This window comes from Prolixibacter sp. SD074 (assembly GCF_009617895.1).
Taxonomy (GTDB): Bacteria; Bacteroidota; Bacteroidia; order Bacteroidales; family Prolixibacteraceae; genus Prolixibacter.
The window spans coordinates 2805814-2831564 of the sequence record NZ_BLAW01000001.1; the positions used below are offsets into that span (position 1 = coordinate 2805814).

24 protein-coding genes are annotated in these 25751 nt (G+C 45.8%); 8 read left to right on the plus strand and 16 right to left on the minus strand.

Annotated elements, in window-relative coordinates; all coding sequences use genetic code 11:
* Positions 1 to 37: 37 nt before the first annotated feature.
* Entirely contained in the window at positions 38 to 787 is a 750-nt protein-coding gene (locus GJU82_RS12055; protein WP_153632360.1) for a YebC/PmpR family DNA-binding transcriptional regulator, read from the minus strand.
* Positions 788 to 970: 183 nt separating this feature from the next.
* On the opposite strand from GJU82_RS12055, the gene miaB reads away from it, so the two are divergent.
* Both miaB and GJU82_RS12065 read left to right on the plus strand, forming a co-directional pair.
* Positions 971 to 2320, plus strand: a complete 1350-nt coding sequence (miaB, locus tag GJU82_RS12060) for a tRNA (N6-isopentenyl adenosine(37)-C2)-methylthiotransferase MiaB (RefSeq protein WP_153632361.1) — start codon at positions 971 to 973, stop codon at positions 2318 to 2320.
* A gap of 6 nt (positions 2321 to 2326) precedes the next feature.
* Positions 2327 to 2674, plus strand: coding sequence for a carboxymuconolactone decarboxylase family protein (locus GJU82_RS12065; RefSeq protein WP_153632362.1), 348 nt, complete (start codon positions 2327 to 2329; stop codon positions 2672 to 2674).
* Positions 2675 to 2989: 315 nt separating this feature from the next.
* Here GJU82_RS12065 and yjjX read toward each other — a convergent pair whose 3' ends face one another.
* The 3 genes from yjjX to GJU82_RS12080 all read right to left on the minus strand — a co-directional run bounded on the left by yjjX (position 2990) and on the right by GJU82_RS12080 (position 5692).
* Positions 2990 to 3532 (minus strand): inosine/xanthosine triphosphatase, encoded by a 543-nt coding sequence (yjjX, locus tag GJU82_RS12070; RefSeq protein WP_228488690.1) that lies wholly within the window; start codon positions 3530 to 3532, stop codon positions 2990 to 2992.
* Positions 3533 to 3553: 21 nt separating this feature from the next.
* Positions 3554 to 5197 carry a glycoside hydrolase family 9 protein gene (locus GJU82_RS12075; RefSeq protein WP_153632363.1) on the minus strand — a complete coding sequence of 548 codons (1644 nt, stop codon included), beginning with the start codon at positions 5195 to 5197 and terminating at the stop codon, positions 3554 to 3556.
* 138 nt (positions 5198 to 5335) lie between these two features.
* Positions 5336 to 5692 (minus strand): hypothetical protein, encoded by a 357-nt coding sequence (locus GJU82_RS12080; RefSeq protein WP_153632364.1) that lies wholly within the window; start codon positions 5690 to 5692, stop codon positions 5336 to 5338.
* An 852-nt stretch (positions 5693 to 6544) separates the two neighbouring features.
* Here GJU82_RS12080 and GJU82_RS12085 point away from each other — a divergent pair.
* The 3 genes from GJU82_RS12085 (at position 6545) to GJU82_RS12095 (ending at position 10686) form a co-directional block, all read left to right on the plus strand.
* Entirely contained in the window at positions 6545 to 7204 is a 660-nt protein-coding gene (locus GJU82_RS12085; protein ID WP_153632365.1) for a helix-turn-helix domain-containing protein, read from the plus strand.
* A gap of 83 nt (positions 7205 to 7287) precedes the next feature.
* Positions 7288 to 9333 (plus strand): hypothetical protein, encoded by a 2046-nt coding sequence (locus GJU82_RS12090; RefSeq protein ID WP_153632366.1) that lies wholly within the window; start codon positions 7288 to 7290, stop codon positions 9331 to 9333.
* A 177-nt stretch (positions 9334 to 9510) separates the two neighbouring features.
* Complete coding sequence (locus tag GJU82_RS12095; RefSeq protein ID WP_228488691.1) at positions 9511 to 10686, plus strand: alkaline phosphatase; 1176 nt, start codon at positions 9511 to 9513, stop codon at positions 10684 to 10686.
* Positions 10687 to 10935: 249 nt separating this feature from the next.
* On the opposite strand, the gene GJU82_RS12100 is transcribed toward GJU82_RS12095, so the two are convergent.
* Entirely contained in the window at positions 10936 to 11748 is an 813-nt protein-coding gene (locus tag GJU82_RS12100; RefSeq protein WP_153632367.1) for a DUF6048 family protein, read from the minus strand.
* Positions 11699 to 12250 (minus strand): DUF6452 family protein, encoded by a 552-nt coding sequence (locus GJU82_RS12105; protein WP_153632368.1) that lies wholly within the window; start codon positions 12248 to 12250, stop codon positions 11699 to 11701. The genes GJU82_RS12100 and GJU82_RS12105 overlap by 50 nt, the downstream gene beginning before the upstream one ends.
* Before the next feature lie 149 nt (positions 12251 to 12399).
* On the opposite strand from GJU82_RS12105, the gene GJU82_RS12110 reads away from it, so the two are divergent.
* A complete protein-coding gene (locus GJU82_RS12110; protein WP_153632369.1) occupies positions 12400 to 13581 on the plus strand; it encodes a metallophosphoesterase in 1182 nt (393 codons plus the stop codon).
* Here the strand turns inward: GJU82_RS12110 and GJU82_RS12115 are convergent.
* The 5 genes from GJU82_RS12115 to GJU82_RS12135 form a co-directional block, all read right to left on the minus strand.
* Complete coding sequence (locus GJU82_RS12115) at positions 13578 to 13757, minus strand: cation transporter dimerization domain-containing protein (RefSeq protein WP_194831044.1); 180 nt, start codon at positions 13755 to 13757, stop codon at positions 13578 to 13580. The two genes, GJU82_RS12110 and GJU82_RS12115, sit on opposite strands and share 4 nt — an antisense overlap.
* Positions 13758 to 13833: 76 nt before the next feature.
* A complete protein-coding gene (locus tag GJU82_RS12120; protein ID WP_153632371.1) occupies positions 13834 to 14802 on the minus strand; it encodes a GDP-mannose 4,6-dehydratase in 969 nt (322 codons plus the stop codon).
* Positions 14802 to 16454: a glycosyltransferase family 39 protein gene (locus GJU82_RS12125; RefSeq protein WP_153632372.1), complete on the minus strand. Its 1653-nt coding sequence runs from the start codon at positions 16452 to 16454 to the stop codon at positions 14802 to 14804. Before GJU82_RS12125 ends, GJU82_RS12120 begins: the two co-directional genes overlap by 1 nt.
* A complete protein-coding gene (locus GJU82_RS12130) occupies positions 16451 to 17128 on the minus strand; it encodes a lipid-A-disaccharide synthase N-terminal domain-containing protein (protein WP_153632373.1) in 678 nt (225 codons plus the stop codon). Before GJU82_RS12130 ends, GJU82_RS12125 begins: the two co-directional genes overlap by 4 nt.
* Complete coding sequence (locus GJU82_RS12135) at positions 17128 to 17847, minus strand: glycosyltransferase (protein WP_153632374.1); 720 nt, start codon at positions 17845 to 17847, stop codon at positions 17128 to 17130. Before GJU82_RS12135 ends, GJU82_RS12130 begins: the two co-directional genes overlap by 1 nt.
* A gap of 352 nt (positions 17848 to 18199) precedes the next feature.
* On the opposite strand from GJU82_RS12135, the gene lepA reads away from it, so the two are divergent.
* The gene (gene lepA, locus GJU82_RS12140; RefSeq protein ID WP_153632375.1) at positions 18200 to 19987 is read left to right on the plus strand and encodes a translation elongation factor 4; all 1788 of its coding nucleotides are present in this window, start codon (positions 18200 to 18202) and stop codon (positions 19985 to 19987) included.
* A gap of 75 nt (positions 19988 to 20062) precedes the next feature.
* On the opposite strand, the gene GJU82_RS12145 is transcribed toward lepA, so the two are convergent.
* The 5 genes from GJU82_RS12145 to GJU82_RS12165 all read right to left on the minus strand — a co-directional run bounded on the left by GJU82_RS12145 (position 20063) and on the right by GJU82_RS12165 (position 24940).
* Positions 20063 to 20752 carry a response regulator transcription factor gene (locus GJU82_RS12145; RefSeq protein WP_153632376.1) on the minus strand — a complete coding sequence of 230 codons (690 nt, stop codon included), beginning with the start codon at positions 20750 to 20752 and terminating at the stop codon, positions 20063 to 20065.
* A 3-nt stretch (positions 20753 to 20755) separates the two neighbouring features.
* Complete coding sequence (locus tag GJU82_RS12150) at positions 20756 to 22333, minus strand: sensor histidine kinase KdpD (RefSeq protein ID WP_153632377.1); 1578 nt, start codon at positions 22331 to 22333, stop codon at positions 20756 to 20758.
* A gap of 354 nt (positions 22334 to 22687) precedes the next feature.
* Positions 22688 to 23404 carry a ribonuclease III gene (rnc, locus tag GJU82_RS12155; RefSeq protein WP_194831045.1) on the minus strand — a complete coding sequence of 239 codons (717 nt, stop codon included), beginning with the start codon at positions 23402 to 23404 and terminating at the stop codon, positions 22688 to 22690.
* 16 nt (positions 23405 to 23420) lie between these two features.
* Complete coding sequence (gene fabF, locus GJU82_RS12160) at positions 23421 to 24671, minus strand: beta-ketoacyl-ACP synthase II (protein WP_153632379.1); 1251 nt, start codon at positions 24669 to 24671, stop codon at positions 23421 to 23423.
* A 32-nt stretch (positions 24672 to 24703) separates the two neighbouring features.
* The gene (locus tag GJU82_RS12165; protein WP_025862964.1) at positions 24704 to 24940 is read right to left on the minus strand and encodes an acyl carrier protein; all 237 of its coding nucleotides are present in this window, start codon (positions 24938 to 24940) and stop codon (positions 24704 to 24706) included.
* 212 nt (positions 24941 to 25152) lie between these two features.
* On the opposite strand from GJU82_RS12165, the gene purN reads away from it, so the two are divergent.
* A complete protein-coding gene (purN, locus tag GJU82_RS12170) occupies positions 25153 to 25713 on the plus strand; it encodes a phosphoribosylglycinamide formyltransferase (RefSeq protein WP_153632380.1) in 561 nt (186 codons plus the stop codon).
* The last annotated feature ends 38 nt before the right edge of the window (positions 25714 to 25751 follow it).

Genomic DNA, 25751 nt, shown 5'->3' on the forward strand with positions numbered 1-25751 from the left:
GGCCGGGAAGTTCCGGCCATTGTCAAATCTTTAATTATTATTCTGATTCAAGCGCTTCCTGCAGTTCGTCGGTCATTTCCAGATTGTGGTAAACGTTCTGAACGTCATCATCGTCTTCCAGCGCCTCAATTAACTTCAGCACCTTCTGGGCCGACTCTACATCCAACTCCTTTGTGTCATTGGGTATTCGCTGCAAATCGGCACTGGCTGCCTCAATGTTTAAATCCTCCAGTTTTTTATTCAGGTTACCGAAATCTTCCATGGCCGAAGTCAGAATAACAAAGCCGTCTTCCTGCTCAATTTCCTCTACGCCTGAGTCAATCAAATCAAGCTCTACTTCCTCAAGTTTTATATTTTCGGCGGGAATGCGGAAAATACCCTTCCGGTCGAAAAGGAAACTCAGCGAACCATTCGTCCCCAGACTTCCGCCATATTTATTAAAAATGGAGCGTACGTTCGAAACCGACCGGTTGTTATTATCCGTCAGACATTCAACAAAGACAGCAATACCATGCGAACCATACCCTTCAAACGTTACCTCTGCATAACTGTCGGCATCGGCACCGGCAGCTTTTTTAATCGCCCTTTCGATATTGTCTTTGGGCATGTTTTCCCCTTTGGCATTTTGAATGGCCAAACGCAAACGGGGATTACCGTCCGGGTCGGGACCACCATCCTTCACGGCTACCGATATCTCCTTTATCAGGCGGGTAAATATTTTTCCGCGCTTCGCATCAAGTGCGCCCTTTTTCCGCTTAATTGTCGACCATTTACTGTGTCCTGACATATACCTTACTTTTGAATTTGCAACATTAAATTCTCGGAGCCGTAAAGATAAGAAAATCCCATTTTGTACAGAAAAACATTTAGGAAAGGACAATTAAGTCTTATTTAGACAAACCCTTATTGTCCAAATTCAAAATATGATGGTAAATTTGCCGAACTAATTTTCTCATTTGATTTTACCGTAATGGCAAACAAGAAATTATATATTGAGACGTACGGTTGCCAGATGAACGTGGCAGACAGCGAAGTGGTGGCAGCCGTATTGGGAGAGAAGGGATATGACTTGACCGAAGATCATCAGGACGCCGATGCCATATTAATTAATACCTGTTCGATTCGCGACAATGCCGAGCAACGCATACACGCACGCTTGGATCTGTTCCAGAGCCATAAAAAGAAATCGCCCGAAAAAGTGGTGGGGCTGATTGGCTGTATGGCTGAACGAATTGGTGATCAATTGCTCGAAAAGAAAAAAATAGATTTGGTGGCCGGTCCCGATGCGTACCGCGATCTTCCCTACCTGTTCGATAAAGTAAACCGGGGCGAAGAAGCCATCAATGTCGATTTGACCACAAACGAAACATACGATTCCATTATCCCGAAACGTATCGGGAACAATAAAATATCCGGTTTTGTATCCATCACCCGGGGATGCAACAACTTCTGTACTTTCTGTATCGTACCGTATACCCGTGGCCGGGAAAGAAGCCGCGACCCGAAGGATATCATCAACGAAGTACAGGACCTGGTTAACAAGGGCTACAAAGAAGTGACGCTGCTGGGACAGAATGTGGATTCGTATCGCTGGCGCGAACAAGGCTCCCGCCCCGTGAAGTTTGCCGACCTGATGGAAATGGTGGCCAAAGTCGATCCGAAAATCCGGGTACGCTTTACCACTTCGCATCCCAAAGACATGTCGAACAAACTGCTGGAGGTGATTGCAAAATATCCGAACATCTGCAAATTTATCCACCTGCCGTTCCAATCGGGAAGCTCCCAGGTACTCGAAAAAATGAACCGGAAGTACACCCGCGAATGGTACCTCGATCGCATCAAAGCCATCAACGAGATTATCCCCAACTGTGGTTTATCTACTGACGTGATTACCGGCTTCTGCAGCGAAACGGAAGAGGATCATAAGGAAACTATTTCGCTGATGGAAGAAGTTCGGTTCGACTCGGCATTCATGTTCAAATACTCGGTCCGTCCGGGAACTTATGCGCACGAACATTACGAGGACGACGTACCGGATGACGTAAAATCGCGCCGTTTGGAAGAGGTGATTGCCTTGCAAAGCCGCATTTCGCAGGAGAACAACCGCCGGGACATTGGCAAAGTGGTGGAAGTGCTGGTCGAAGGTGTTTCGAAGAAGAGCGACGAGCAATATTTTGGCCGCAGCTCACAAAACAAGATGGTGGTATTCCCGAAAGGCGATTTGGAATTTGGCGACTATGTTCGCGTGAAAGTAAACAGCAGCACACAAACCACGCTGATTGGCGAAGTAGTGGAAAAAGTTGAACAACCAACTGAATAAGCTAATATGAGTGAACTGATTGACGAATTCCGGGAATACCGTGCCCGGATGAACGAGAAAATTCTCTCGGCCGACAACAAGGTGATGAAACGCATCTACAACCTCGACACCAATACCTACATGGAAGGTGCACTGTCGACCAAAACCAAGGAGATGCTCGGACTGGTGAGCTCGATGGTGCTGCGTTGCGACGATTGCGTGAAATACCACCTCGGGAAATGCCACGAACAAGGTGTTACCACCGATGAGTTGTTCGAAATTTTCTCGGTAGCCAACCTGGTGGGCGGCACCATCGTGATTCCCCACACCCGCCGTGCGGTGGAGTACTGGGAAGAATTACAGAATCAGGAATAAATCATCAGACAGAACAAAATAAAAAGAGGGTGTCCGAAAAGGGCATCAAACATATATAAAACTATCAGATTGAAATTAGCCTCAGAATTTCACCCCTAAATCCCCTTAAAGGGGACTTTAAGCCTCACCTTTAGGGAGTCCCGATGTCCATCGGGAGGAGGGGTAAATCCAAGATTGCTTTCAATTTGAAAGTAAACACTTTTCCAATTCAACTTTTCGGACACCCTCTTGGAGGGGTAAAACGGAAGACCCAGTTACAATCTGTAAGTTTTAAATTTTGTAGTGAGACTTTCCGGAAGCCCCTTTTATCTTATCTCATTCTCCGGGGAAAAGCTCCGGCCGGACAAACGGAATCAATGCCAGGCAAACGGCCTGCTCATAAAGCAACGTGCGGGTAATCGCATTATGGGTCAATAATCCCACCGCGCCGTTCTCCTGCTTTGAGTTGGTCCGCCCAAACACGCGGTCATCGGCATCGCCCAGTTCCAGGCCTTCTTCCACTAGTTTCACCACTTCGGGCGGAAGCTGAAAGGTAGTGGTGCGCGACTCGCCAAACCGGACGTCGGAGCAGGCAGCAATCCAGGCAAAGGAGTGCATCCCGTCGTTGTGCCGCCCGATGCCGCCTTCCACGCCAAACCAGAAATCGGCGTTGGGAACTTTCTCCCGTGCATTGGCGGCACGGTTATGCGCCCCGGCCCGGGTTTCTTCGTCGCTCATGGGTTGGCCGGGTACACCCGAATCAACACTCACGCCTTCAATCATTATTTCCGTTCCCGGGAAAAGCCTTTCAAAGCCCCGCTTCACGGCCTCAATCTTCACCGGGTTATGCGAGGCCACCACAATATGTTTTTTCATCATTCCGAATACTGTTTTTCGTTACTAATCCACCAGGCCGGCTAAAGCATATACCAACGCAGCCTGCCAGTTGATGGCAATCTCGTTGGTGGTATAGTCCGACTGTTTGTCCTGCCAACCAGTTGCTGTTCGTCCGCCACCAACCAGGTAGCCCGGCCAGGGTGGTACAACATCGTCAGCGGCACTGCGCCGGTCATGCGGATGCATGGGAGGCCGGAAACCGATTCCGGTAATATAAGACCGGTCATACACATTGCGCCCCAGCAAATGGTCAACAATAGCAACGACCGTATTGGTGTAAGCCGGCTTCGGTGAAATGGCATTAGCCACCTGCAGGTTGACAGCCTGGCGAGCGACTGTACCGTTGCAGCCCCAATAATAACGACTGCCCAATGGCCGCCCGTAAATATCCTGTTTCCCTTTTTCTACCAGCGAATCGGCATTCGCCAGAATAGCCTGCCGAATACTTGTCAGCAACTGAGGGTTTCGCCCTTCTCTTTGGGATAACACATAGGTAAACATGGCGAGGTTTTTCACGTTGCCCCAATCCCAGTCGCTGTCGATGAGTGGCGGATGAATGGCTGGCACCGCCGATTCGAAGTCTGCCAGGTAAGCCGGGGCGCCCGTTGTTTCCCACAACTCGGCTGCGGCCCATAACCGTTCGCTTTTATCGCTCGCTACTTTGTAAGCGCCAGTTTTGAAATCGCCCTGCTCAAATGGTTTCATCTCCGGATGTTCTTTCAGAAATGCATAGCTGTTCTTCGCAGCCGTCAAACATTTTTCCGCATACGCTGAATCATACGGCTGAAAGTTGCGGGCAGCCATGGCCATTACGGCAGCAAAACCGGCGGTAGCTGCCGAACTCCATTCGGTAAAATAGCGTTTCCCTTTATCATCGTCGGGCATGATAAAACCGGCAAAGTTCGTGCGCGTCAGTTTATGCGACACCCGGCCCGAACCATCAGGGTATGGCATCTTCAGCAGCCAGTCGGTTTCCCATTTCAATTCCTCCAGGTAGCCGGGATAACCCGGTGCCGTTTGGGGAAGATCAAGCTTCACGTTTTCAAAGGCCGGACTGAACTGTTCCCAGGCCAAAAACAAGTTGCCTAATGTGATACCGGCGTTCACCGTGTATTTCCCATAGTCGCCGGCATCGTGCCAGCCGCCGGTACCGTCCCGGACGACATCTTTCTTATCAAGATAATCGCTGTAACCATCATCGAGGTGACAAGCAGCGTGGGCGTAATGTTGTCCGTTGAAATCGCCTTCCACGGCAGTGCCGCAACGCCACAGATAGAAGGCCCGCATGGTTGTTACGTAAGGAAGCCTGAATACATCATCGCTGATGCGGAAGGTTACGGAACGTCCAACGCCGGGCACATCCAAATAGAAACTTCCGGTATCGGCGAAAGCCGAAAAATCGGCCAGCCAGGCATTTTGGTTGACATCCTTCTGATGGAACGGGCCCGTGACTTTCCCCCTGAAAACCGTGGAGTCGTCGGCCAACCGTTTCACTTCGAAATTTGTACAGCGCTGAATGATGGTGGCCATTTTGGCTTTCGCCGGAAGAAACCCGACCGAATTGAGGCGGACCGGGTACGTATTGCCCGACGGCCCGGCGCTGCAGGCCGTCAGCCACAGCAGCAGAATCGTCAATAAATTTTTCATCCGAACAAAATTGATTTTTACAGATCGGATGGAACTCGCATTTTGTTCTTCCGTGTTTTTGTTTAGCTTAAAACATGCTCGTTTCATAAATCAGGTTGTATTAAAAAGGTTTGGAGAAGCGATGAAGCCAATTGGGCTTCAGGCTCTTCCTCCGACAAGCCGTAAACTCTCGCGGAGCGTCTCAATCCTGGTTTCCAGGTCGTGGATTTGCTGGTTCAAATCCTCTATTTCCTGCTTTAAAAGGGTGGTCTCCTCCCGTTCCGGGTTTTCGATGGCCCGTGCCTTGGCAATCAGGGTAAAGAAATTAAAGCCCAGCGCCTCCGATACTTGCCATAACCGGCCTATCTTAACATCCTTCGAATTCAGGATGTAATGTGCCATCTGTTCCGAAACCCCCAGCCTGCGGGCAAACTGCGGAACCGTGAGTTGCCGTTCGGTTATCTGCTCCCGGATGGCATTCCCGATGTGAAAAGGCAGTTTCAATTCGTTATTCATGACCAAATATTTTATGGTGATATTTTCCGAAGCTTCACAAAGTTCATCGGCTACTTAAAGTTAAAAAAATTTATTATATTTTTCTAATAAATATTAGGATATATACCATACAATGTTGGTTAATTATCACACAATCATAGATATCCTCCATACAGCATTGGCTATCCACAACACAGCGTTAGTTAATCATCACACAGCGTTAGATACCCACCGAATAGTATTATATTATTATCGCAATTTAATTTATTTAAATATCAATACATTTTATACTTACATGATTTTAGTTTCTTATTTTTAATCAAATATAATTATAGTTATTGTTTTATTTTATTTTATTTTGTAGTTATTTATTATTTAGCTGGTTTTATTAGTCATATATTAAATATTATTTGTTTTCCATCAAGTAATATTTCTTTTTACAGTAGAAGTGTAACAAATACCCGGGCCTGTAAGGCCCTAATTCCATAGCTTGGGGCATCGCCCCAAGGAGCGGGCGCAACAGGTAAACCTCCAGCCTGTAGGGCTGGGGCACGTTATCCTCCCCCCAACGGGATAGTGGAAGCCCTTCAGGCTTCCCTCGTTGTTCGGGGCCTTTCTCTAGGGCCTGTCCCGACAAACGTCGTGGGGCGTTGCCCCCAGCTTCGGAATCCCAGGCCTTCAGCCTGTTTTCCCTCAGCTGACAGCGTCGGCAGGCCTGTCAGCGTGATAAAGCGTTTAGGGACCCCGCGACGGCGGCAATGTCATGAATCCGGGATGCACCCCGGGGACGGCATGCAGGTTTGTAAAATCCTTAATGGCCGTGGAGTTTATACAGAAAAATAATAACTTGCCATCAACCCAAAAAATTCGGCCATGGTGAACACGAAATTATTCAGGATGATACGGGAGGGGGAACACCAGCAGCAGGATTTCAAATTTTGTATTAACGTTTCGCGAAAGATAGCCCGCTCGCTGGTTGCTTTCGCCAATACCGATGGTGGCAGGTTGCTGATTGGGGTAAAGGACAACGGCAACATCGCCGGCGTACAGACCGATGAGGAGTACTACATGATTGAGGCTGCTGCCAAATTATACAGCAAACCCGAAATTCCGTTTGAAACCTGCCAATGGCATACTGACGGAAAAACGGTTCTGCAAATCGATATACCCCCAAGCCCAAACAAGCCACATTACGCCAAAGACGAAAACCACAGGTGGCTGGCCTATGTAAGATTTGAAGATCAGAACATCCTGGCCAACCGGATTTTGCTCGAAGTATGGAAGAAAAAACAAAAGTCGCATGGCGTTTTTATCCGGTACACCGAAGAGGAACAAAAACTATTGCACTATCTATCTGTGCACGAAAAATTAAATCCGGGACGCGTTGCCCGGGCAATTTCTGTTTCCCGATGGAAGGCAGAACGAATCTTAATAAACCTCATAACCATCGGAGTTATTGAGGTTGAACAATCAGCGGACGGATTACACTACCATTTGGCCAACACTTTTGTCCTGTCAGAAAGTAATAAATAACGCCTTCTTTCGTTTTAAAAAAAGTCTCTTGGTTCACCTTTTCTAAAAGAGAATCAGGGAGAAACTAATAAAAGGGGTTGAAAATGGGAAGGAACAGAATTTTGGTTTTAGTAAGCAGCTTATTGCTACTACTGGCCGGATGTGTGAAAGATAATTCGATAAAAACCGATTTTACGGCAAGTGCAGAACAAATTTCCAAAGAAAATACTGACAGGATTACCTATATCAATGAGCGAATTAGTCTCTCAGAAAGTGGTTTACTGAAATCAGCAGAATCACCGGAAAACTACAGCTATACATCGGCAGTCGATATCTATAATACTGTTTTCGACAAAATTATCATTCAAGCCAGCAATGCGGCGTATACCGTGTATTCCGGGCAAACAGTCCTTTTACCGAAGGGACTGACATATTCGGGAAACATTACGGTAAATGATGGCGGACGGTTGGTTGTAGCCGGTAATTTAGCCGGAACGGCGGTAAGCGGGGCAGGAACCATTGTTATCAATCCAACGGGTGTTTTTACGGGGAAATATGTAAACATCAACCCCGGATTAAAACTGGTTAATTACGGAGAGTGGAATGTCGACAGGAACATTAATCTGGATGGTATCCTGGAAAATCACGGTATCATATCGTTCGATACGATGAATAACAATAGTTCCGCCCATGTGGTCAACACCGGAAAAATCTCGTTATCCGGAGATTTAAACAACAATGGCTTGATCGATAACATGGGAACGTTCATTACGGCCGGAACATTTAATCTGAATAGTGGCGCTAACCTCAACAACGCGTGTCATTTCGAAGCCGCCAGGATGCAGTCTAACGGACTAACCTATTCCACCGGATTCCTAAAAATCGATGATCAATTAACGGTTAACGGAGGCAGCATTTTGATGCTGGGGTCACATTCCGTAACCGATGCGGGTACTATTTCCCTTAACGGAAAAATTGACGGCACCAGTGGCAATTATGCCGGAATCGTTATCCGGAATTCGTTTCAATCGAACCGGGGAGCCCGGATTACCGGGAAAATCGATATTCGCTACGACACGGACATTACCCGTTCTGATCCGGACTTGTTGGGTTCACGGGTTACTTTCAAGTCGGTCTATTTCCCGGCTACGGGATGTGTTCCGCAATACGGTACCAATCCGGCAAATTCTTTTACACTGGTTGCAAACGTAAAAGCTCCTATCGATAGCCGGGGAAACACCCTGAGTGCGACAAGCGTGGATATACAGGGAGACTTCGCTTACGTTTCCTACCACCTGCACGGAGCGGAATTTGGTGGCCTCATCGAGGTATATGATATTACCGATCCATCGGCCCCGACCATCGTCAGTCAGTATTGGACCGAAAACGTCGATTTCAATCACCTGGAAGTGGATGGCAATAAATTATATGCCACCGGTGGACAAGACCCGGACAAGGCACATGTTGCAACAGCCGCAACCTTCACCATTATCGATTTAAAAAATGGTGAGTTACCCAATTCTTTGCCAACCTTTTATACCCTTCCAAGCTATTCGGGCGATTGTGTACACCTGGCCGGTAACGGAAATCTTTACCTGGCAACAGGAAATACCGGTGGACAGTTTATTACGGCTAATGCCGACAACGGTTCCATCATCAACACCCGGGATGCACTTACCGCCAAATATTTTGACAGCGACGGGAACACCATCGTTGGTTTGCAGGGAGGATCTGTTGGATTGCTGTCTGTATTCAACGAAAATGACGGCTTAAATCCGGTCCGAACCATCCCGGTTGGGGAAATTAAACCGGAAAACGGTAAATCGGTTGTTCGTCTCAAAGATGGTTTCGCTTATGTTTGCGAAGGATCTTCGGGACTGATGGTGTATGATGTGAGCGATGGATCGGGCACGGCGATTAAAAGTTTCAATCCGCAAGACGGGGATACAAACGGCGTGGATGTTGATCACGGATTGATTTATGTGGCCAATGGCGCCGGGGGCGTTTATGTGCTCGACAAAAACACATTCAAAGTATACGGAAATTACAATTACGATGGCTCAGCCAATTTTGTGAGAGCCGTTGACGATTACATTTTTGTGGCCAACGGAGCCGGAGGCCTCAAGATATTGACGAGAGATAATCCCTAATTTTTCGTACCCGCCCCAATGAGGATAGCACGCTTCGGTGTGCTTTTTTTTGTCATGAATGCTCAATAAATATTTAGCTTTTTATTTACGAAAAAGCCTTATCAAGCTTCCCACAGAAACTTTAATTTAGTACCCTGATATCCCAATCAATTTGAAACCATACTGAAACATAAAGTAATGAGAAACTTTCTGATGAGAAATGTCCGTCATGCCTTCCTGATCGGTATTATTATTGGCGGTTTTGCTTTTGCCGGTTACGCGCAGGACGAATACATGGATCCGGCCAACCGGAAATTGCAGCAGACATATACCGGCGGTGACTTTTATCCCGTAAAACATTACCAGCAGAGCACCCGGAAGAAACGTCCGAAGAATGTAATTTTAATGATTGGCGACGGCATGGGGCTCGCACAGGTATATGCCGGATTAACAGCTAACGGCGGGCACCTCTATCTGGAGAATTTTACAAACATCGGTTTTTCCAAAACTTACTCTTCCGATAATTACATTACCGATTCGGCAGCAGGTGGAACTGCGCTGGCTTGTGGCGAAAAAACATACAACGGGGCAATTGGCGTAAATCCGCTAAAACAGCCGATTGTCAACATCCTCGAACTGGCTGAAAAGAAAGGACTGGAAACCGGGCTGGTATCGACCTCAGCCATTACGCACGCCACTCCGGCATCGTTTATTGCCCACCAGCCATCGCGCAACATGTACGAAGCCATTGCAGCCGATTTCATTAACAGCGGCATCGATGTCTTTATCGGCGGTGGCGTTGACCATTTCGAAAAACGTAAAGATGGGCGGGACCTGAGTGAAGAGCTGAGAAAAGAAGGCTATCAGGTCCTCTACAACATGGATGATATTACCGAAGTTACTTCCGGAAAACTGGCCGGGCTGACTGCTCCCATTCACAATCCGGCTGAACCCGAACGCGGTGACATGCTTGTCCAATCGACTAAAACAGCCTTGAATATCCTGGCCAAAAACAAGAAAGGCTATTTCATCATGGTTGAAGGAAGCCAGATCGACTGGGGCGGTCATGCCAACAAGACACCTTATGTAGTGGAGGAAATGCTCGACTTCGACCAGGCAATCGGTGCAGCGCTTGATTATGCGGCCCGCGACGGCGAAACCCTGATTATCGTGACAGCCGATCACGAAACAGGCGGCATGTCCATCAACGAAGGCAACATGGCAAGTGGCCAAGTGACCGGCAAATTTACTACTGGAGAGCACACGGGAATTATGGTGCCGGTGTATGCGTTTGGACCGGGAGCTGAGCGGTTCACCGGAATTATGGAGAACACCGACATTCAGAAAAAAATTAAAGACCTTTTGGATCTGTAATCGCACCAACCAATTGATGAATCGTACGATGCTATCGTATGAAGATGCCACTGGTCTAATTTCGCGGAAACAGCACGAAAAGCTCACATTCAAAGGGAGAATACAACTCACCGTTCACCCCTGGGATTGCTTTGGTTCGAATGGCTCGAAATTAAAGTGCATACCATACCGGATATTGACGGGGAACATTAACCACCAGCTATTGCGTAGCCAGGTTATTACGGGATTCAAACCGGAAGGTAAGTCGAACTAAAATCCCTGAGGCTGTCCACCCCGAAGATTTCCAATCCCGTTACCATTTTGCTGGTTATTATTCTGACTGTCAGGAGTAGTTGACTCATCAATATGCTTGGCACCTTCCATTTTAGGGGCTTTAGGCATTTTCTTCGTCCGGTGCAATGGGATCCGGTAATAAATACCATACGAAAAGTCCATGGGAATGTCCACATTGGTTTTCCCAAATCCGGGCACGATATAAGGCGACATGTTCGGATCTTTCGTCTCGCTGGCCATGAACTTAACCCTCAATGACCAGCCCAAAAAGAAGTTTTTAAAAATCTCGCCTTTCATTCCGAATACAAATTCTCCCCAATGCGCATTCATATTCCTTTTCGGGATAGAAGTTGTGTAATTGCCCCAGAAATTGGAATAATCAATATTATCGGCCTGTTGGGTAAAACGGCTGTATCCATAGCGCAAACCTATAAAAACCAAATCACCATCATCGAGGCTCCTATAACGCAAAATATTGAAGTCGGTTCCCAACCGGCCATAAACGCCATTTGCCTGATAGTGGAAATTATCCTGCCGGTCGTTCAGTCCCATCATTCCTACTTCGACCGTAGGAAACCAATAACCTTTAACCGGAATATCGCCCTGTAACTCCCAGCCCCAACGATCAGCTGATTGCAGATAAGTGGAAACAAACCGCGACAAATCAACCCCAATGCGGGGACCTTCGTAACGCCACACATCCGCATTCAGTTTCTCCTGGGCCAGCGCATTCAGCGGGCTACTGAGTGCTAGCAGGCAAATTGAAATATACAGTAATATTTTGCTCATTATTGGGCTTTTCAATAGATGTTGGGCCCACCGCGGGGTCCGAAATATTCACCGAGTCGATTCGGGAGGTATATGAGAAACCTTTCAGTTCGTAATAGGGTGCAAAGCCGCACGCCTCTGATACCATTTTCATTTGCATCGTATGATAAATAAACAGCGTGTCAGCTCCTCCATTCACGAACAATACAAACGCAGTGGAATCGTTTTCAAGGGAAAGTGGTAATGGATAACGCCTGGATACGGAAGGCAGCGTATCGCGCACCCAACCGGTGTCGTTTTTGGCGACGCCCCAAATCAACAGCGAATCAATGGTGGTAGAATCGCTGGCGATGAATCGTGCGATGAGATAGGTGTCGGTAGAGTCGTAACACCTGTCCGCCTCGCTGCACGAAGCCACTATTGCCATGAATGCCACCAGTAAGGGTAAAATGTATTTCTTCATATCCGGGCACGGGTTTCCGCTTGCCTGACAAATATAAACAAAATGAGAGGAAACAAGCATGATGCCGGCAGCTAGATTGAAAAAGCGTAAACAGGAAACAATCGGCTTATCATCAACAAAAAAAGGTTAATTTCGTTAATTCCATTACGGCATTAAAACATAAAACATTCTGCCGAAAATCTTTCATTGAACGATATACCACATTACATATGCGAAACATGCAGTTTGCCATTTTCTTCGGAACCGTCATTTTGGTTTATTTTCTGGTCAACTATTATATCTACGTTCATGGCTTAATGGCCTTCCAGTCGACAGGAAATTTCAAATCCATATATAAGGTACTTTTCTGGGTTATCGCCTCCACTTTCATCGTTGGCGAAATTCTGGAGCACACGCATTCAAGTTTAGCCGGCGAATGGGTTTACCGCATTGGTGCATTCTGGCTCTCATTCATGCTTTACCTTTTTATCGCCACACTATTTATCGACATTATTCGCCTGCTGGACAAATTCTTTCACATTGTTCCATCTGTATTGAAAAGCAACCCGGAAAACCTCGGACTCTGGACCGGTATCACTGTTTTTTCGCTGGTTGCCATCGTGGTTTTCTTCGGGCACCTGAATGCGTTGCACACAAGGGTGAAACAGATTTCGATTAGCCTACCGAAAAACGTTAGCGGCGCCCCGGACATGAAGATATTGATGGCTTCCGACATTCACCTGGGGGCATTGATTGGCGAGCGGCGCGAACAAAAACTGGTTGACATCATCAATCAGCAACAACCCGATTTAGTGTTGCTTTGTGGCGATATGGTAGATGGTGATATCGCTCCTGTTTTGCGGAAGAAACTTGGGCGGCACCTACAGGAAACAAAACCACCCATGGGTATGTACGCTATTCCGGGAAACCATGAATACATTGGCGGAATAACAGAAACATTACCCTACCTGGAAAGTATTAACATTAATGTACTGCGTGACCAGATTGTTACCCTTCCAAATGGTGTTCAAATTGTCGGCCGGGATGATTTATCAGCACGCAACCGTGATGGCGGACGAAAAGAATTGCCGGGATTACTTGAGAATGTTGATATGAATAGCCCGGTGATTGTGATGAACCACCAACCGTTCAATCTGGGAGAAGTCGCGAAAGCCGGAGTTGATTTACACCTGTCGGGACATACTCACGACGGACAAATGTGGCCGCTCAATTACATTACTGAGGCCATATTCGAGGACAGCTGGGGATTTCTGAAAAAAGACAAAACCAACATCTATGTATCTTCAGGATTTGGTTCATGGGGACCACCTGTTCGAATCGGGAACAGTCCGGAAGTTGTCGTTTTCAACCTTCATTTCAACCGGAAACAGCAGAATTATAGGCACGATTAATCGTCGTTCGGCATGGGGAGGGCTTCCGGATGGATCGTCGTCATGATGCCCAGTTCTTTTTCAATTGATTCTTCAATGACAGAACAAATGTGATGCGCCTCATCGAGCGTCATCTCCGGCGGCAGTTTGATGTGCCAGGTCAATTCGGTGTGATGGCCCCCTCCCTCCTTAGCCAAAATTGATATAAAGCATCAAAGCTAAGCCATTCAGGCCAAAAAAATCCGAGAAAACTAAAGTTGGTTACTTTCTAAATTAGTCAGGATGAACCTCATCATACCAGGCGAGGAATTGTTTAATCCCTTCCCGGAAAGGCGTTTTTGGCTGGTAGCCCAACAACTGTTTTGCCCTGGAGATATCGGCATACGTAATATTTACGTCTCCATCCTGCATTGGCAATTGGTTGACGACGGGTTCGACACCTGCTTCGTCAGCGATCGTCTGAATCATATCGCGCAACAGCACCGGCTGGTTATTCCCCAGATTCACCGTATCGTAAACATTCTCATGTTCCAGCAAATAATCAATTGCCGACTCGATACCGGCAACCGTATCGGTCACAAACGTGTAATCGCGCGCTGTCCCTCCATCACCAAACATAGGAATGGGCTCGTTGTTCCGGAGCAAGCGGGTAAACTTGTAGATAGCCAAATCGGGGCGCTGTCGCGGACCAAATACGGTAAAGAAGCGCATATTCAGAATATCCAACTGATAGAGATAATGGTAGGTATAATTGATTAGCTCACAACTCTTCTTGGTAAAAGCATACGGCGAAACGGGATGAGAAACGTCCATATCTTCCCGGAAAGGAATCTCCGGACAATTTCCGTAAACCGACGACGATGAGGCAAATGCCATTTTCCGGATACCTTTCTCCTTCATGATATCCAGGATATTTTGTGTCGCCGTAATATTGGCCCGAGTGTATCCCGCCGGATCATCAATCGACGGACGTACACCAGCTTTCCCAGCCAGATGAACAATCAGATCAATTTTCTTACCGGATAAAAAAGTAGCCAGCTTATCCTTTTCGGCAAGATCCAATTCAGCAAATGAAAAAGAGGGATGCCCCAGGAAATGGGCCAGGTTCCGCCCTTTTATCGAACGTTTGTAAAAGGGATCAAAATTATCAATTCCAAGAACCCTAAATCCTTTACTCAAAAGGCTTTCACTGAGATGTGAACCGATAAATCCGGCACATCCGGTCACTAAAACAGTTTGCATTACGGCATTTTTTGTTTCATCCGAACGATGGTTACATAATTCGAAAATATTTTAATCCCATCTTTTTTCTTCATGTCGAGATCGTAGTGTCCCAACTCCTCAAAATCGTACTTGTCCCGGAAACTTTCGTTGAAAACCTCCTGCGGAGGCTCGTGTGTCATTACCACCAATGGCGTAGCAACCGGAGTTCCTGTCGCGTTTGAAGTATCCCAGTATTGAATCAAATGCCCGCTACTCCAGACCACCTGAATAAATTTTCCGGGCACTGGACCATTGAAATAAAAAGGCATGTTCCGCACTTTCTCCATGTGGCGCAGATCGTTATATGACCGGTAGTCCGGGTTCTTTTGAAAGAAATTGCGCGCCGAGGGAATCACCAGCAAACAAAAAGCGAGCGTCATCACAACCGTTCCACTCCACAGCCGGAAGGCTTTTTTCCGGTAGGTACTCTTCACAATATATCCACCAATAGCCCAGAAAACAAGCAATATGATTATCTGCAATCCAATTGACAAGCCATCATGAAACTGGTAATTATGATACATTACGGCCAATGGTAGTACGAAGCACACCACTCCAACAAGGTAACCCTGAATGGAATACAATATACTATCGGCCTTCGTGTACTCCTTCTCCTTGAAAGCGTGTATCAGGTAACGGAAATAGTAGGCTGTTATCAGCGCCAAAGGAATCAGAACAGGCATCAGGTAGCGCTCTTTCTTTTCGGGAAATGAAGAGAGCAGGATCACTGCTGCCCAAACCCACAGGGCCAGAAACTTGTAATTTCCAAACTGCCCGATTTTTTTCCGTGCATACGGAATAATCACGGCAGCCGCAGCCGGTAATGCCCATATTCCTGATTGCACCGGGAAACTCCAGTAATGGTACCACGGATGCACACTGCGGTTCATCCATGCAGCCGATTCTTTTTCTGCCACGTAGGCAGAAAATTCGGGATGCTGAAAATAGATATACAAAGGCCACCACGTGCTGAAAGCCAGCAAAATGCCCAACGCTATCATTAATGGCTTCCATTGCAACTTCACCCCACTGAAGCCATAACTAACAAAAAATGCGATGAGGAACGGCAACAGCAAAGCGAAGAACGAAACCGGACCTTTACTCAGGAACGATAGCCCCATCAACACACCGGCCCATGTAAACTCTTTCCAGGCCTGTCCCTTCCGGTTCCAGCCGCGGTAAAGCATCCAAATGGCACCCAGCATAAAACTGTGACAGAAAATGTCCCAGGTTATCGTCCGGGCCATGAAAAATATGTAAAAACTGGTTGCAACCGTTCCACCAGCCAGCAAAGGAAGGTACTCGTCGCGTGTCAGTTCTTTTGTTAATTTGAAAAGGAAAAACACCAGCAACATCGCCGAAAGGGCGGCGGGAATACGCAAAATTGCCAGGCTGTCCTGCCCGAAAAGCTGCATCATAATGGCGGCAATCCAGGTTGGCAAAGGCGGTTTTTCCAATCGCAATTCACCATTCATAGTTGGCGCCAGCCAGTTATGGTGTTGCAAAATTTCGCGGGCTGTTACCAGATTCCGGGCCTCCATGATGTTGGCATCCAGAACGCCGTTATGAATCATGAAGGCGAAAAAGGTAATCACCAGCAATGCTAAAAGTTGACGGTTCTCTCTGCTCATGATCGTTTCTTTAATCGTGCGGCTATTTTCCTGATGACAGGACTTAAAAATCCGGGATGGTTCAATCCCAGCAATAAATTACGAGAATAGACAAATGCTCCGGTCAACTGCCCCAGGAACAAAACCGGGTCGAGGCGAAAAATGGCATAGCTGAATATCATCAACGAACCCGCCAGACTGATAATCCAGAAAGTATTGGATAATACCGACTCGTTCTGCCTTTCTGAGTCAATCCACTGGTAAACAAACCGGAAAGTAAAAATCAGTTGTCCGGCGCTCCCCCAAATCAAGAGTCCGAATGACACATTTTCGTTTCCCAGTATTTCATGGATGTTATTCGGTGCCCCGGAAAAAAGATACCCCAGGCTGAATGCCGGCAAGATATAAAATATCCATCTCAGAATCAATGGGATAGTTCTCCACCGGTTCTTCAATTGCAAATTCCGGATATAAATAAAATAGACCAGCAACTGACCAAGCACTATCGCAAAATCTTTTCGCAGCACCCCGTAGACAAACAGCAACATGGAAGCAAAAAGGCTTAGCTGCCAGAAAATGGTAGGAGACAACGGTTTGCCCGCTTTTTCGGAGCGAAACCATTGAATTATCATCCGTCCGGAGAAAAGTATCTGGGCGAGAAAACCTACGCCATATATCAAAAAATTATCTCCCATCAACCGCGCTTCTTAATTTCGTAACGGATGTAACGGTTTTTCATCCAGCGGTAGGCAAACAGATCTTTCAAGGGGCCTCCCAGGCGGTTCCACAAATGAAATTTCGACTCGCCGGCAACCCTCGGAAAATGACGGACCGGTACTTCTTTCACGCTTCCCCCTTCCAGCTGAATCAATGCCGGCAGAAAACGGTGCATTCCACCGAAAAACGGAATCTTCCGGGCAACCGGCGTTTGCATAATTTTCAGCGGGCAGCCGGTATCAGAAGCGCCGTCGTGCGTAATGGAACGGCGGATACTATTAGCCAGCTTCGACGACAGTTTCTTCACAAAGCTGTCTTTCCGGTTAACGCGTATTCCGGTTACCAGGGCATAATCGTTGGCAAATGGCAGTAGTTTGTTAAAGTCTTCCGGTGTGGTTTGCAAATCGGCATCGATATAACCGACCAACGGTGTTTCCGCCTGATTGATACCGGCTTTGATTGCCGCGCTAAGTCCGCAGTTTTGACGGAACTGAATAAATGAGAACGCCTCGTGCCGTCCACACATTGCTTCCAGCTTTTGCTGACTGGCATCGGTTGAACCATCGTTGACAAATAATATGCACGACGGCACGGACGAAGTTTCCACAAATGCAGAAAGTTCTTTTTCCAGCCGGTCCATATTGCTTTCCTCGTTATAAACGGGGACGACGACGGTCAGAATATTGTCTTGCTTCATTTCTCTATAATTCGTCCGGAACACAAAAACCATTTCAACGGTTCCGGATTTGGCGGTTCAAAGTTAAAATATTATCAGGCATCACAATTATTGCACGACTGCATAATCAATAAATTTAGATGATACGCCTGGCCCGAAAACATCACGGAGTTTTAGGATCATTGTTGAACCCATTCTTTTCAGAAGAAGATCAAGCAGATGAAAGCCCTGAAAGATAGCATATCTCCGGCAAATAACCATTCAGTAATGGCGCTGAATTTTTCCCGCTCGTTATCAAAATTTGAATATCTTTGCGAAACGTTGAAATGTACTTTTACAATAAGAAAATCAGGACATAAGATATAATTTGCCCATGAATAACATCAGGAACTTTTGTATTATTGCCCACATTGACCACGGTAAAAGCACATTAGCCGATCGTCTCCTGGAAATGACTGAAACGGTCAGCCATCGGGATATGAAACAGCAAGTGCTCGATGACATGGATTTGGAGAAGGAAAGGGGAATTACCATTAAGAGCCATGCCATCCAGATGAATTATCTGCAGGACGGACAAAAATACATCCTCAACCTGATTGATACTCCCGGGCACGTTGACTTCTCTTACGAAGTTTCACGTTCCATCGCCGCCTGCGAAGGAGCCTTGCTGATTATTGATTCTACCCAGGGAATTCAGGCACAAACCATCTCGAACCTGTACCTCGCATTGGAGCACGATCTGGAAATCATTCCGGTGATGAACAAGATGGACCTGCCGAATGCGATGCCGGAAGTAGTGGAAGATCAGATTGTCGATTTGCTCGGATGCAAGCAGGAAGATATTATCCGCGCTTCAGGAAAAACAGGAGAAGGCGTTGCCGAAATCCTTAATCGTATTGTAAAAGATGTTCCAGCGCCGGTAGGCGAGCCGGATGCTCCACTTCAGTGCCTGATTTTCGACTCGGTTTTCAACTCCTTCCGCGGGGTTATTGCCTATTTCAAGGTGAACAATGGGACCATTCACACCAATGATCTGGTGAAGTTTGTGGCCACCGGCAAACAGTATCAGGCTGATGAAATCGGGGTACTGAAGCTGAAGATGGACCCGCGCAAAGAGCTAAGTGCCGGTGATGTAGGCTACATCATATCGGGAATAAAAACAGCACGTGAAGTAAAAGTAGGTGATACCATTACCCATGTGAAGAATCCGTGTGAAAAAGCCATTGAGGGATTTGAGGAAGTGAAACCGATGGTTTTTGCCGGCATTTACCCGATTGATACTGATGACTACGAGGATCTGCGTGCTGCCATGGAAAAGCTGCAGTTAAACGATGCATCGCTCACATTTCAACCGGAATCGTCAGCAGCGTTGGGATTTGGTTTCCGATGCGGATTCCTGGGCCTTCTTCATATGGAAATTGTACAGGAACGCCTCGACCGGGAATTCGACATGAATGTGATTACCACGGTACCCAATGTATCGTACCGGATTTACACCAAAAGCGGGGAAGAATTGGAAGTTTATAATCCATCCGGGATGCCTGAGGCAACCTTGGTTGAAGATATTGAAGAGCCTTTTATCCGGGCACAAATTATTTGCAAGTCCGATTTCATCGGTCCGATCATGACCCTCTGTCTGGAAAAGCGTGGGATTCTGAAAAAACAGGATTACCTGACCGCCGACCGGGCCGAAATGACTTTCGATATGCCTTTGGGGGAAATCGTTTTTGACTTTTACGATAAGTTGAAAAGCATTTCGAAGGGATATGCTTCATTCGATTATCACATTATCGGCTACCAATCAGCCAGGCTGGTGAAACTGGATATTTTGCTCAACGGTGAACCGGTAGATGCTTTATCAACGCTTATCCACTTCGACAATGCATACAATTTTGGGCGGCGCATTTGCGAAAAGCTGAAAGAACTAATTCCTCGTCAACAGTTTGATGTAGCCATCCAGGCCGCCATTGGCGCCAAAATTATCGCCAGGGAAACAGTTAAGGCCGTACGCAAGGATGTAACCGCCAAATGTTATGGCGGCGATATTTCGCGTAAGCGAAAACTGTTGGAAAAGCAAAAGAAAGGGAAGAAGCGGATGAAGCAGGTCGGTAATGTGGAAGTACCACAGAAAGCCTTCCTTGCCGTTCTGAAACTCGATTAATTTACAACAAAGCCCGGCTTCTTTCATCAGAAACCGGGCTTTTGGTTGATTACAGTTTTTGCACAAACTATTATTTTACACAATCAGTTTGTACCCCTTACCATGAACATTAATAATTTCGACATCCGGATCGTTCTTCAAATGCTTACGTAGTTTGGTAATATATACGTCCATGCTACGGGCATTGAAATAATTATCGTCTACCCAAATAGTTTTCAACGCAAAGTTACGCTCCAGCACCTTGTTGACATTCACACAAAGCAAACGCAACAGTTCACTCTCCTTCGTCGTCAACTTCTGCATTTCTTTACCATCGGTAAGGGTTTGCTTCTGCGAATCGAAGGTGTACTTTCCTAATTTGAAAACCTCCTGGTTTCCTTCCTGCCCTTCTCCTTCGGTTCGACGGAGGATCGCCTCGATGCGGAAAATCAATTCCTCCATGCTAAAAGGCTTGGTGAGATAATCATCGGCACCTAGTTTAAAACCTTCCAGCACATCCTCTTTCATGTTTTTCGCCGTAAGGAAGATCACCGGAATATCGGTGTTTACCATACGGACATCTCTCGCCAGCGAAAAGCCGTCTTTCTTGGGCATCATCACATCGAGGATACAGAGGTTGAACTGGCTTTTCATAAATCCCTGATAGGCTGCTTCGCCGTCGGGATAAAGCTCTGTGTCGAAACCTTTGGCAATGAGGTACTCCTTGAGTAACAGCCCCAGGTTTTCGTCATCCTCAGCCAAGAGAATTCTAGTCTTTTTTTCCATAATCTATTGTACTTTAACGGGCAGATAGATCCTGAAACGGGTTCCTTTGCCAAGAGCACTGTCCACCTTGATCTGGCCATTATGGACGTCGATAATACGCTTCACATACGACAATCCAAGGCCAAAGCCTTTTACATTATGAACATTTCCTGTAGGAACACGATAGAATCTCTCAAAAATTTGTTTCTGATGTTCACGTGGAATTCCTATTCCTTTATCTTTTACTGCAACCACTACCCAACCATTTTTGTTTTCGGTGGTGAATTCAATTTCCGGATTTTCCGTGCTGTATTTCACGGCATTATCCAGCAAATTGAAGAGGACATTGGTAATATGCACCTCATCACCTTTTATGATTGGTTTTTCGGCAGCAAACTTTGTATGCAACACACCTTGTTGCGAGGTCACCCTGATTTGAAAGTTGGAGGCCACACTGCCAGCCACATCATTCAGGTTTATTTCCGTCATTTTGAGTTTCAGTCGCCCTTCGTTGAATACGGCCATCTGTAAAACCTTTTCTACCTGATAACTCAGTCTTTTACTTTCGTCAAAAATTACACCAGAGACATGTTCAATCGTTTTTGGCGTATGGGCTACTGAAGTATCTTTTAGCATTTGCGACGCAAGCGAAATAGTAGAAATCGGAGTCTTCAGTTCGTGCGTCATATTATTGATAAAGTCATTCTTAATCGATGAAACCTTCTTTTGTCTCAGAATAATATGCAATGTCAGGGCAAAAATTCCAATAATAATGAATGTCAATAAGATAGACGGAATAACCAGGAAACCTGTCGATTGTATTAGAAATCCGTTTTGCTCAGGGAAATAAACCGTCAAAAAATTAGGCTTTACATTAATATCGTTTTGAAACAGCAGTTTCCGGTACTTGGTCGGCTGACCCGGATCGAATCCGTCACTTCCCATCAACACCGTTGATTTACCGCTTATCTGCGACTCAACAGCATACTGATAATCGAGTGTAATTCCACTGTTGCGGAGTTCGGTATTGAGCAGATGTTTTAGATAATCCGGATCGATACGTTTATTGACAGGAATGCTTGAGCGGTTTAAATTAAATTCCATCGATCGAATCAAACGTTCCTGACGAGCAGAGCTTTGCTGGAATTTGTTTTGCATCATGCTGTTATTCTGCCCGGAGTTATCCATAAATTGAATGGAACCCATGCTGCGATGTTGCACATGTACCTGATTAGAGTCACCAAAAAAAATCTTCGTTTCCGTCTTTACACCGCTTCGATACGCCGCAGAACCAGATATATTAAACGAAAGGCTCAATTCGCCCTTAGCAACCTTTTCGTTAAGTGGCTTAAGCGCACCCGAATTAGGGAAGAAACCAGAACCTCCCGGGGTAGAAGCATCGTCTTCGCCAAAGAGAAAGAGATTCATTTCCTCGTTCTCCAATTTTTCTACAACATCTTCCAGTGCACGGTTGACCAACAGGTTAAAGTGTTCCTCCTTGAGCTGTGATGTACGCTTAATAGCCATTGTCTGAAGCCAGATTAATGCGACAACAGCAATTGCCATTGTCAGGCTTAGGAAGTAGATCACCTTTCTGCTCATGGACACAAAGATAACTTACTTAGGGCACCAGCTAACCAGGCCTTAACAATATTTAACAATATCTTAGATTGATTAGCAATCAGATGCATCCTGCTTTAACATTCGAACCGAGATGGGTAAAGGGAAAATAGATCGTTAAAATGGTATGATGCATTATCAATTTTTAACTCGTTTTAACATACTCCCGATTGCATTTTAAAATAAAAAAACTATGTTTGTAACATAAAACGTGGTTAATAGGTTTTTAATTTTTGGGGTTAACTGAGTTTTTTCACAAGGTGAATTTAGGTTTTGGTTAAAAAGGCGGGTACTTCCCCGCCTTTTTCTTTTCCAGTATTTTGCCGGGAATTTTTTTTAATCCTGAATCTTCATCAATGCCACTTTCGCAGCCTGTTGCTGCGATTCTTTTTTGGAATATCCATCGCCCTCTCCGAATAATTCACCTTCAACAAGCACCTGGGAGACGAAAGGAGGTATATCTCCAGTGGTACCCGGATTATCCTGTGTTTTAAAGTTCACCTCTTTTTTATTCTTCTGTCCCCACTCAATCAACTGGCTCTTATAGTTGGTATCCTTCTTTTCCAGTTTGTGGATATCAACATAAACCGTCAGGATGCGCTTAACAATGAATTTCTTCGTCTGCTCATAACCTTTGTCGAGATAGACAGCTCCGATGAGCGCCTCAAAGGCGTCACCGTAGATGTGACTGGTTTCGTTAGCTGAGTTCGTATTCGACTGTACAAAACGGTTCAGCCCTGTTTTAAATGTTAGTTTGGTAAGAAAGCTCCGGTTCACCATCCGGGAACGCAATTGTGTGAGAAATCCCTCGTCTTTGTGAGGGAAACGATTATAAAGATAATCCGCGACGACTGCACCGAGTATGGCATCGCCGAGATATTCGAGGCGTTCGTTATTAACCGGATAGCCATGAGAATCGACTGTTGAAGCGGACTTGTGAATAAATGCAATATCGTAAAAATGCAGGGTCCCCGGGTAAAATCCCAGCAATGATTTCAAAAACAAATAAAACTCTTTCCCCGGAGAGGAAAAGAGTTTTATCCTTTGCTTCAAAGCCTTTATCACGTGTTTATGATAATTTTTTGAAGATTACAGTCGCATTATGTCCGCCAAATCCAAATGTATTGCTAAGCGCAAAATTAATTTGACGTTCTTTTGCATGATTAAAAGTAAAATCAATTTTCGGATCCACTTCGGGATCCAGTTCAAATTGATTAATAGTAGGAGGCACAATACTGTTTTGCATCGCCATAATAGAGGCAATACTTTCAACTGCACCAGCCGCTCCCAGCAAGTGACCTGTCATCGATTTGGTTGAACTCACACTCACCTTGTAAGCATGCTCACCAAATACCTTCAGGATTGCTTTCGACTCGGCAACATCTCCCAGTCCGGTAGAAGTACCGTGTACGTTAATGTAATCGATATCTTCAGGTTTCAGACCGGCATCTTCCAGTGCACGTTCCATGACCAAAGCGGCTCCGCCTCCTTCCGGATCGGGTGCAGTCATGTGGTATGCGTCGGTCGACATGCCAGCTCCAACCAATTCAGCATAAATGGTTGCTCCGCGGCGAACAGCATGTTCGTATTCTTCAAGGATAAGTGCTCCCGCACCTTCACCCATCACAAATCCATCGCGGTCTTTATCAAAAGGCCGCGATGCCGTTTTCGGATCATCATTACGCGTTGAAATGGCACGCATGGCATTGAAACCACCAACACCAGCCGGGTTGATTGCTGATTCGGAACCACCCGCTACGAACATATCGGCTTTACCAAGCCTGATATAACTTGCTGCATCAATTAATGCGTGGGTTGCCGAAGCACAAGCAGTAACGGTGGTTATGCTGGGTCCCCGAAATCCATATTTCATGGCAATATTACCACTGGCCATGTTGGCAATCATTTTAGGAATAAAAAAGGGCGTAAATCTCGGATTTTCCGTATTCGCATTAAAGGCAGTAACTTCCTGATAGAAAGTATCGAGACCACCAATACCGGCACCCCAAATTACACCTACCCGATCCCTGTCGGTTTTTTCCAGGTCGATCCCTGAATGACGAACAGCCTGATTCGCAGCAATATAAGCAAACTGCGCATACATGTCATGTTTGCGTACCTCTTTGCGTTCGAGGTAATCATTCGGGTCGAAATCCTTTAATTCGCAGGCAAACTGCGTTTTGAATTTGGAGGCATCAAAATGAGTAATGGGGCCGGCACCGCTGACCCCATTACTCAGGCCTTCCCAGAATTCCTGGATGTTCTTACCGAGCGGGTTGATCGTACCTAAGCCGGTAACAACAACTCGTTTCAATTCCATGGTAAGTTTTTAAGCCCTTTATTAAATAATAATTACTTTCCATTCTCTTCGATGTAAGCAACAGCCTCCCCTACAGTACCGATTTTTTCAGCTTGATCATCAGGGATGGCAATATTGAATTCTTTCTCGAATTCCATAATCAGCTCTACAGTATCGAGCGAATCAGCACCCAAGTCATTGGTGAAGGAAGCTTCGTTAGTTACCTCGCTTTCATCAACACCAAGTTTGTCTACAATGATCGATTTAACTTTAGCCGAAACGTCAGACATAATTTCTAAATTTTAACGTTAATACTTATGAATAAATTTAATCGCTGATTTTTTTTCAAATCAACGGATGCAAAGTAATAAAGAAACCCAATTATTTTCCAAATATTTGTCCCAGAATATAGCTTTTCGTCAGTAACAAACAACATTGGGAAGTTATTTTCGAATTTGCTGGTCGAATAGTCAACTTTCAGATAGGACATAAAACACTAATTATGAAAAACATAGCTATACTTGCATCAGGTTCAGGGACAAATGCACAAAACATAATACAGCATTTTCAGAATCATTCCACGATCCGGGTTGACTCTGTCTGGAGCAACCGTGCAGATGCCTATGTGCTTGAAAGAGCAGCAAAATATGGTATTGACAACGGCGTATTCACCAGGGAAGGGTTTTATCAATCGGAAGAATTTCTAAATCTTCTCAAAAGCCGAAATATTGATTTAATTGTATTGGCTGGTTTTCTTTGGCTGGTGCCAACCAACCTGATCCATGCCTTTCCGATTATTAATATTCATCCTGCCTTATTACCAGCATACGGCGGTAAAGGAATGTACGGTGACAAAGTACACGAAGCGGTTATCACGAATAGGGAGAAAGAGAGTGGCATCACCATCCACCTGGTCGATGAGGTTTACGATCACGGAGAAATCTTACATCAGGAGAAATGTCCGGTCCTACCTGATGATACGCCAAACACGCTGGCTGAACGCATCCATCAATTGGAATATCAACACTTCCCGAAGGTGATTGAAAATTTTTTAATGAAATAATCAGCGTAACTGGAAAATCCGTACCAAAAATTCGAAAG

What these genes read in the sequence shown, in the direction of transcription:
- GJU82_RS12125 (WP_153632372.1), bottom strand. Translation starts at nt 16,454, where the DNA reads ATGAGCAGAGAGAACCGTCAACTTTTAGCATTGCTGGTGATTACCTTT.
- GJU82_RS12075 (WP_153632363.1), bottom strand. Translation starts at nt 5,197, where the DNA reads ATGAAAAATTTATTGACGATTCTGCTGCTGTGGCTGACGGCCTGCAGC.
- GJU82_RS12055 (WP_153632360.1), bottom strand. Translation starts at nt 787, where the DNA reads ATGTCAGGACACAGTAAATGGTCGACAATTAAGCGGAAAAAGGGCGCA.
- GJU82_RS12100 (WP_153632367.1), bottom strand. Translation starts at nt 11,748, where the DNA reads ATGAGCAAAATATTACTGTATATTTCAATTTGCCTGCTAGCACTCAGT.
- GJU82_RS12090 (WP_153632366.1), top strand. Translation starts at nt 7,288, where the DNA reads ATGGGAAGGAACAGAATTTTGGTTTTAGTAAGCAGCTTATTGCTACTA.
- miaB (WP_153632361.1), top strand. Translation starts at nt 971, where the DNA reads ATGGCAAACAAGAAATTATATATTGAGACGTACGGTTGCCAGATGAAC.
- GJU82_RS12150 (WP_153632377.1), bottom strand. Translation starts at nt 22,333, where the DNA reads ATGAGCAGAAAGGTGATCTACTTCCTAAGCCTGACAATGGCAATTGCT.
- GJU82_RS12130 (WP_153632373.1), bottom strand. Translation starts at nt 17,128, where the DNA reads ATGGGAGATAATTTTTTGATATATGGCGTAGGTTTTCTCGCCCAGATA.
- GJU82_RS12080 (WP_153632364.1), bottom strand. Translation starts at nt 5,692, where the DNA reads ATGAATAACGAATTGAAACTGCCTTTTCACATCGGGAATGCCATCCGG.
- GJU82_RS12110 (WP_153632369.1), top strand. Translation starts at nt 12,400, where the DNA reads ATGCGAAACATGCAGTTTGCCATTTTCTTCGGAACCGTCATTTTGGTT.
- yjjX (WP_228488690.1), bottom strand. Translation starts at nt 3,532, where the DNA reads ATGATGAAAAAACATATTGTGGTGGCCTCGCATAACCCGGTGAAGATT.
- GJU82_RS12165 (WP_025862964.1), bottom strand. Translation starts at nt 24,940, where the DNA reads ATGTCTGACGTTTCGGCTAAAGTTAAATCGATCATTGTAGACAAACTT.
- GJU82_RS12095 (WP_228488691.1), top strand. Translation starts at nt 9,511, where the DNA reads ATGAGAAACTTTCTGATGAGAAATGTCCGTCATGCCTTCCTGATCGGT.
- purN (WP_153632380.1), top strand. Translation starts at nt 25,153, where the DNA reads ATGAAAAACATAGCTATACTTGCATCAGGTTCAGGGACAAATGCACAA.
- GJU82_RS12085 (WP_153632365.1), top strand. Translation starts at nt 6,545, where the DNA reads ATGGTGAACACGAAATTATTCAGGATGATACGGGAGGGGGAACACCAG.
- GJU82_RS12120 (WP_153632371.1), bottom strand. Translation starts at nt 14,802, where the DNA reads ATGCAAACTGTTTTAGTGACCGGATGTGCCGGATTTATCGGTTCACAT.
- lepA (WP_153632375.1), top strand. Translation starts at nt 18,200, where the DNA reads ATGAATAACATCAGGAACTTTTGTATTATTGCCCACATTGACCACGGT.
- GJU82_RS12135 (WP_153632374.1), bottom strand. Translation starts at nt 17,847, where the DNA reads ATGAAGCAAGACAATATTCTGACCGTCGTCGTCCCCGTTTATAACGAG.
- fabF (WP_153632379.1), bottom strand. Translation starts at nt 24,671, where the DNA reads ATGGAATTGAAACGAGTTGTTGTTACCGGCTTAGGTACGATCAACCCG.
- GJU82_RS12065 (WP_153632362.1), top strand. Translation starts at nt 2,327, where the DNA reads ATGAGTGAACTGATTGACGAATTCCGGGAATACCGTGCCCGGATGAAC.
- GJU82_RS12145 (WP_153632376.1), bottom strand. Translation starts at nt 20,752, where the DNA reads ATGGAAAAAAAGACTAGAATTCTCTTGGCTGAGGATGACGAAAACCTG.
- GJU82_RS12105 (WP_153632368.1), bottom strand. Translation starts at nt 12,250, where the DNA reads ATGCTTGTTTCCTCTCATTTTGTTTATATTTGTCAGGCAAGCGGAAAC.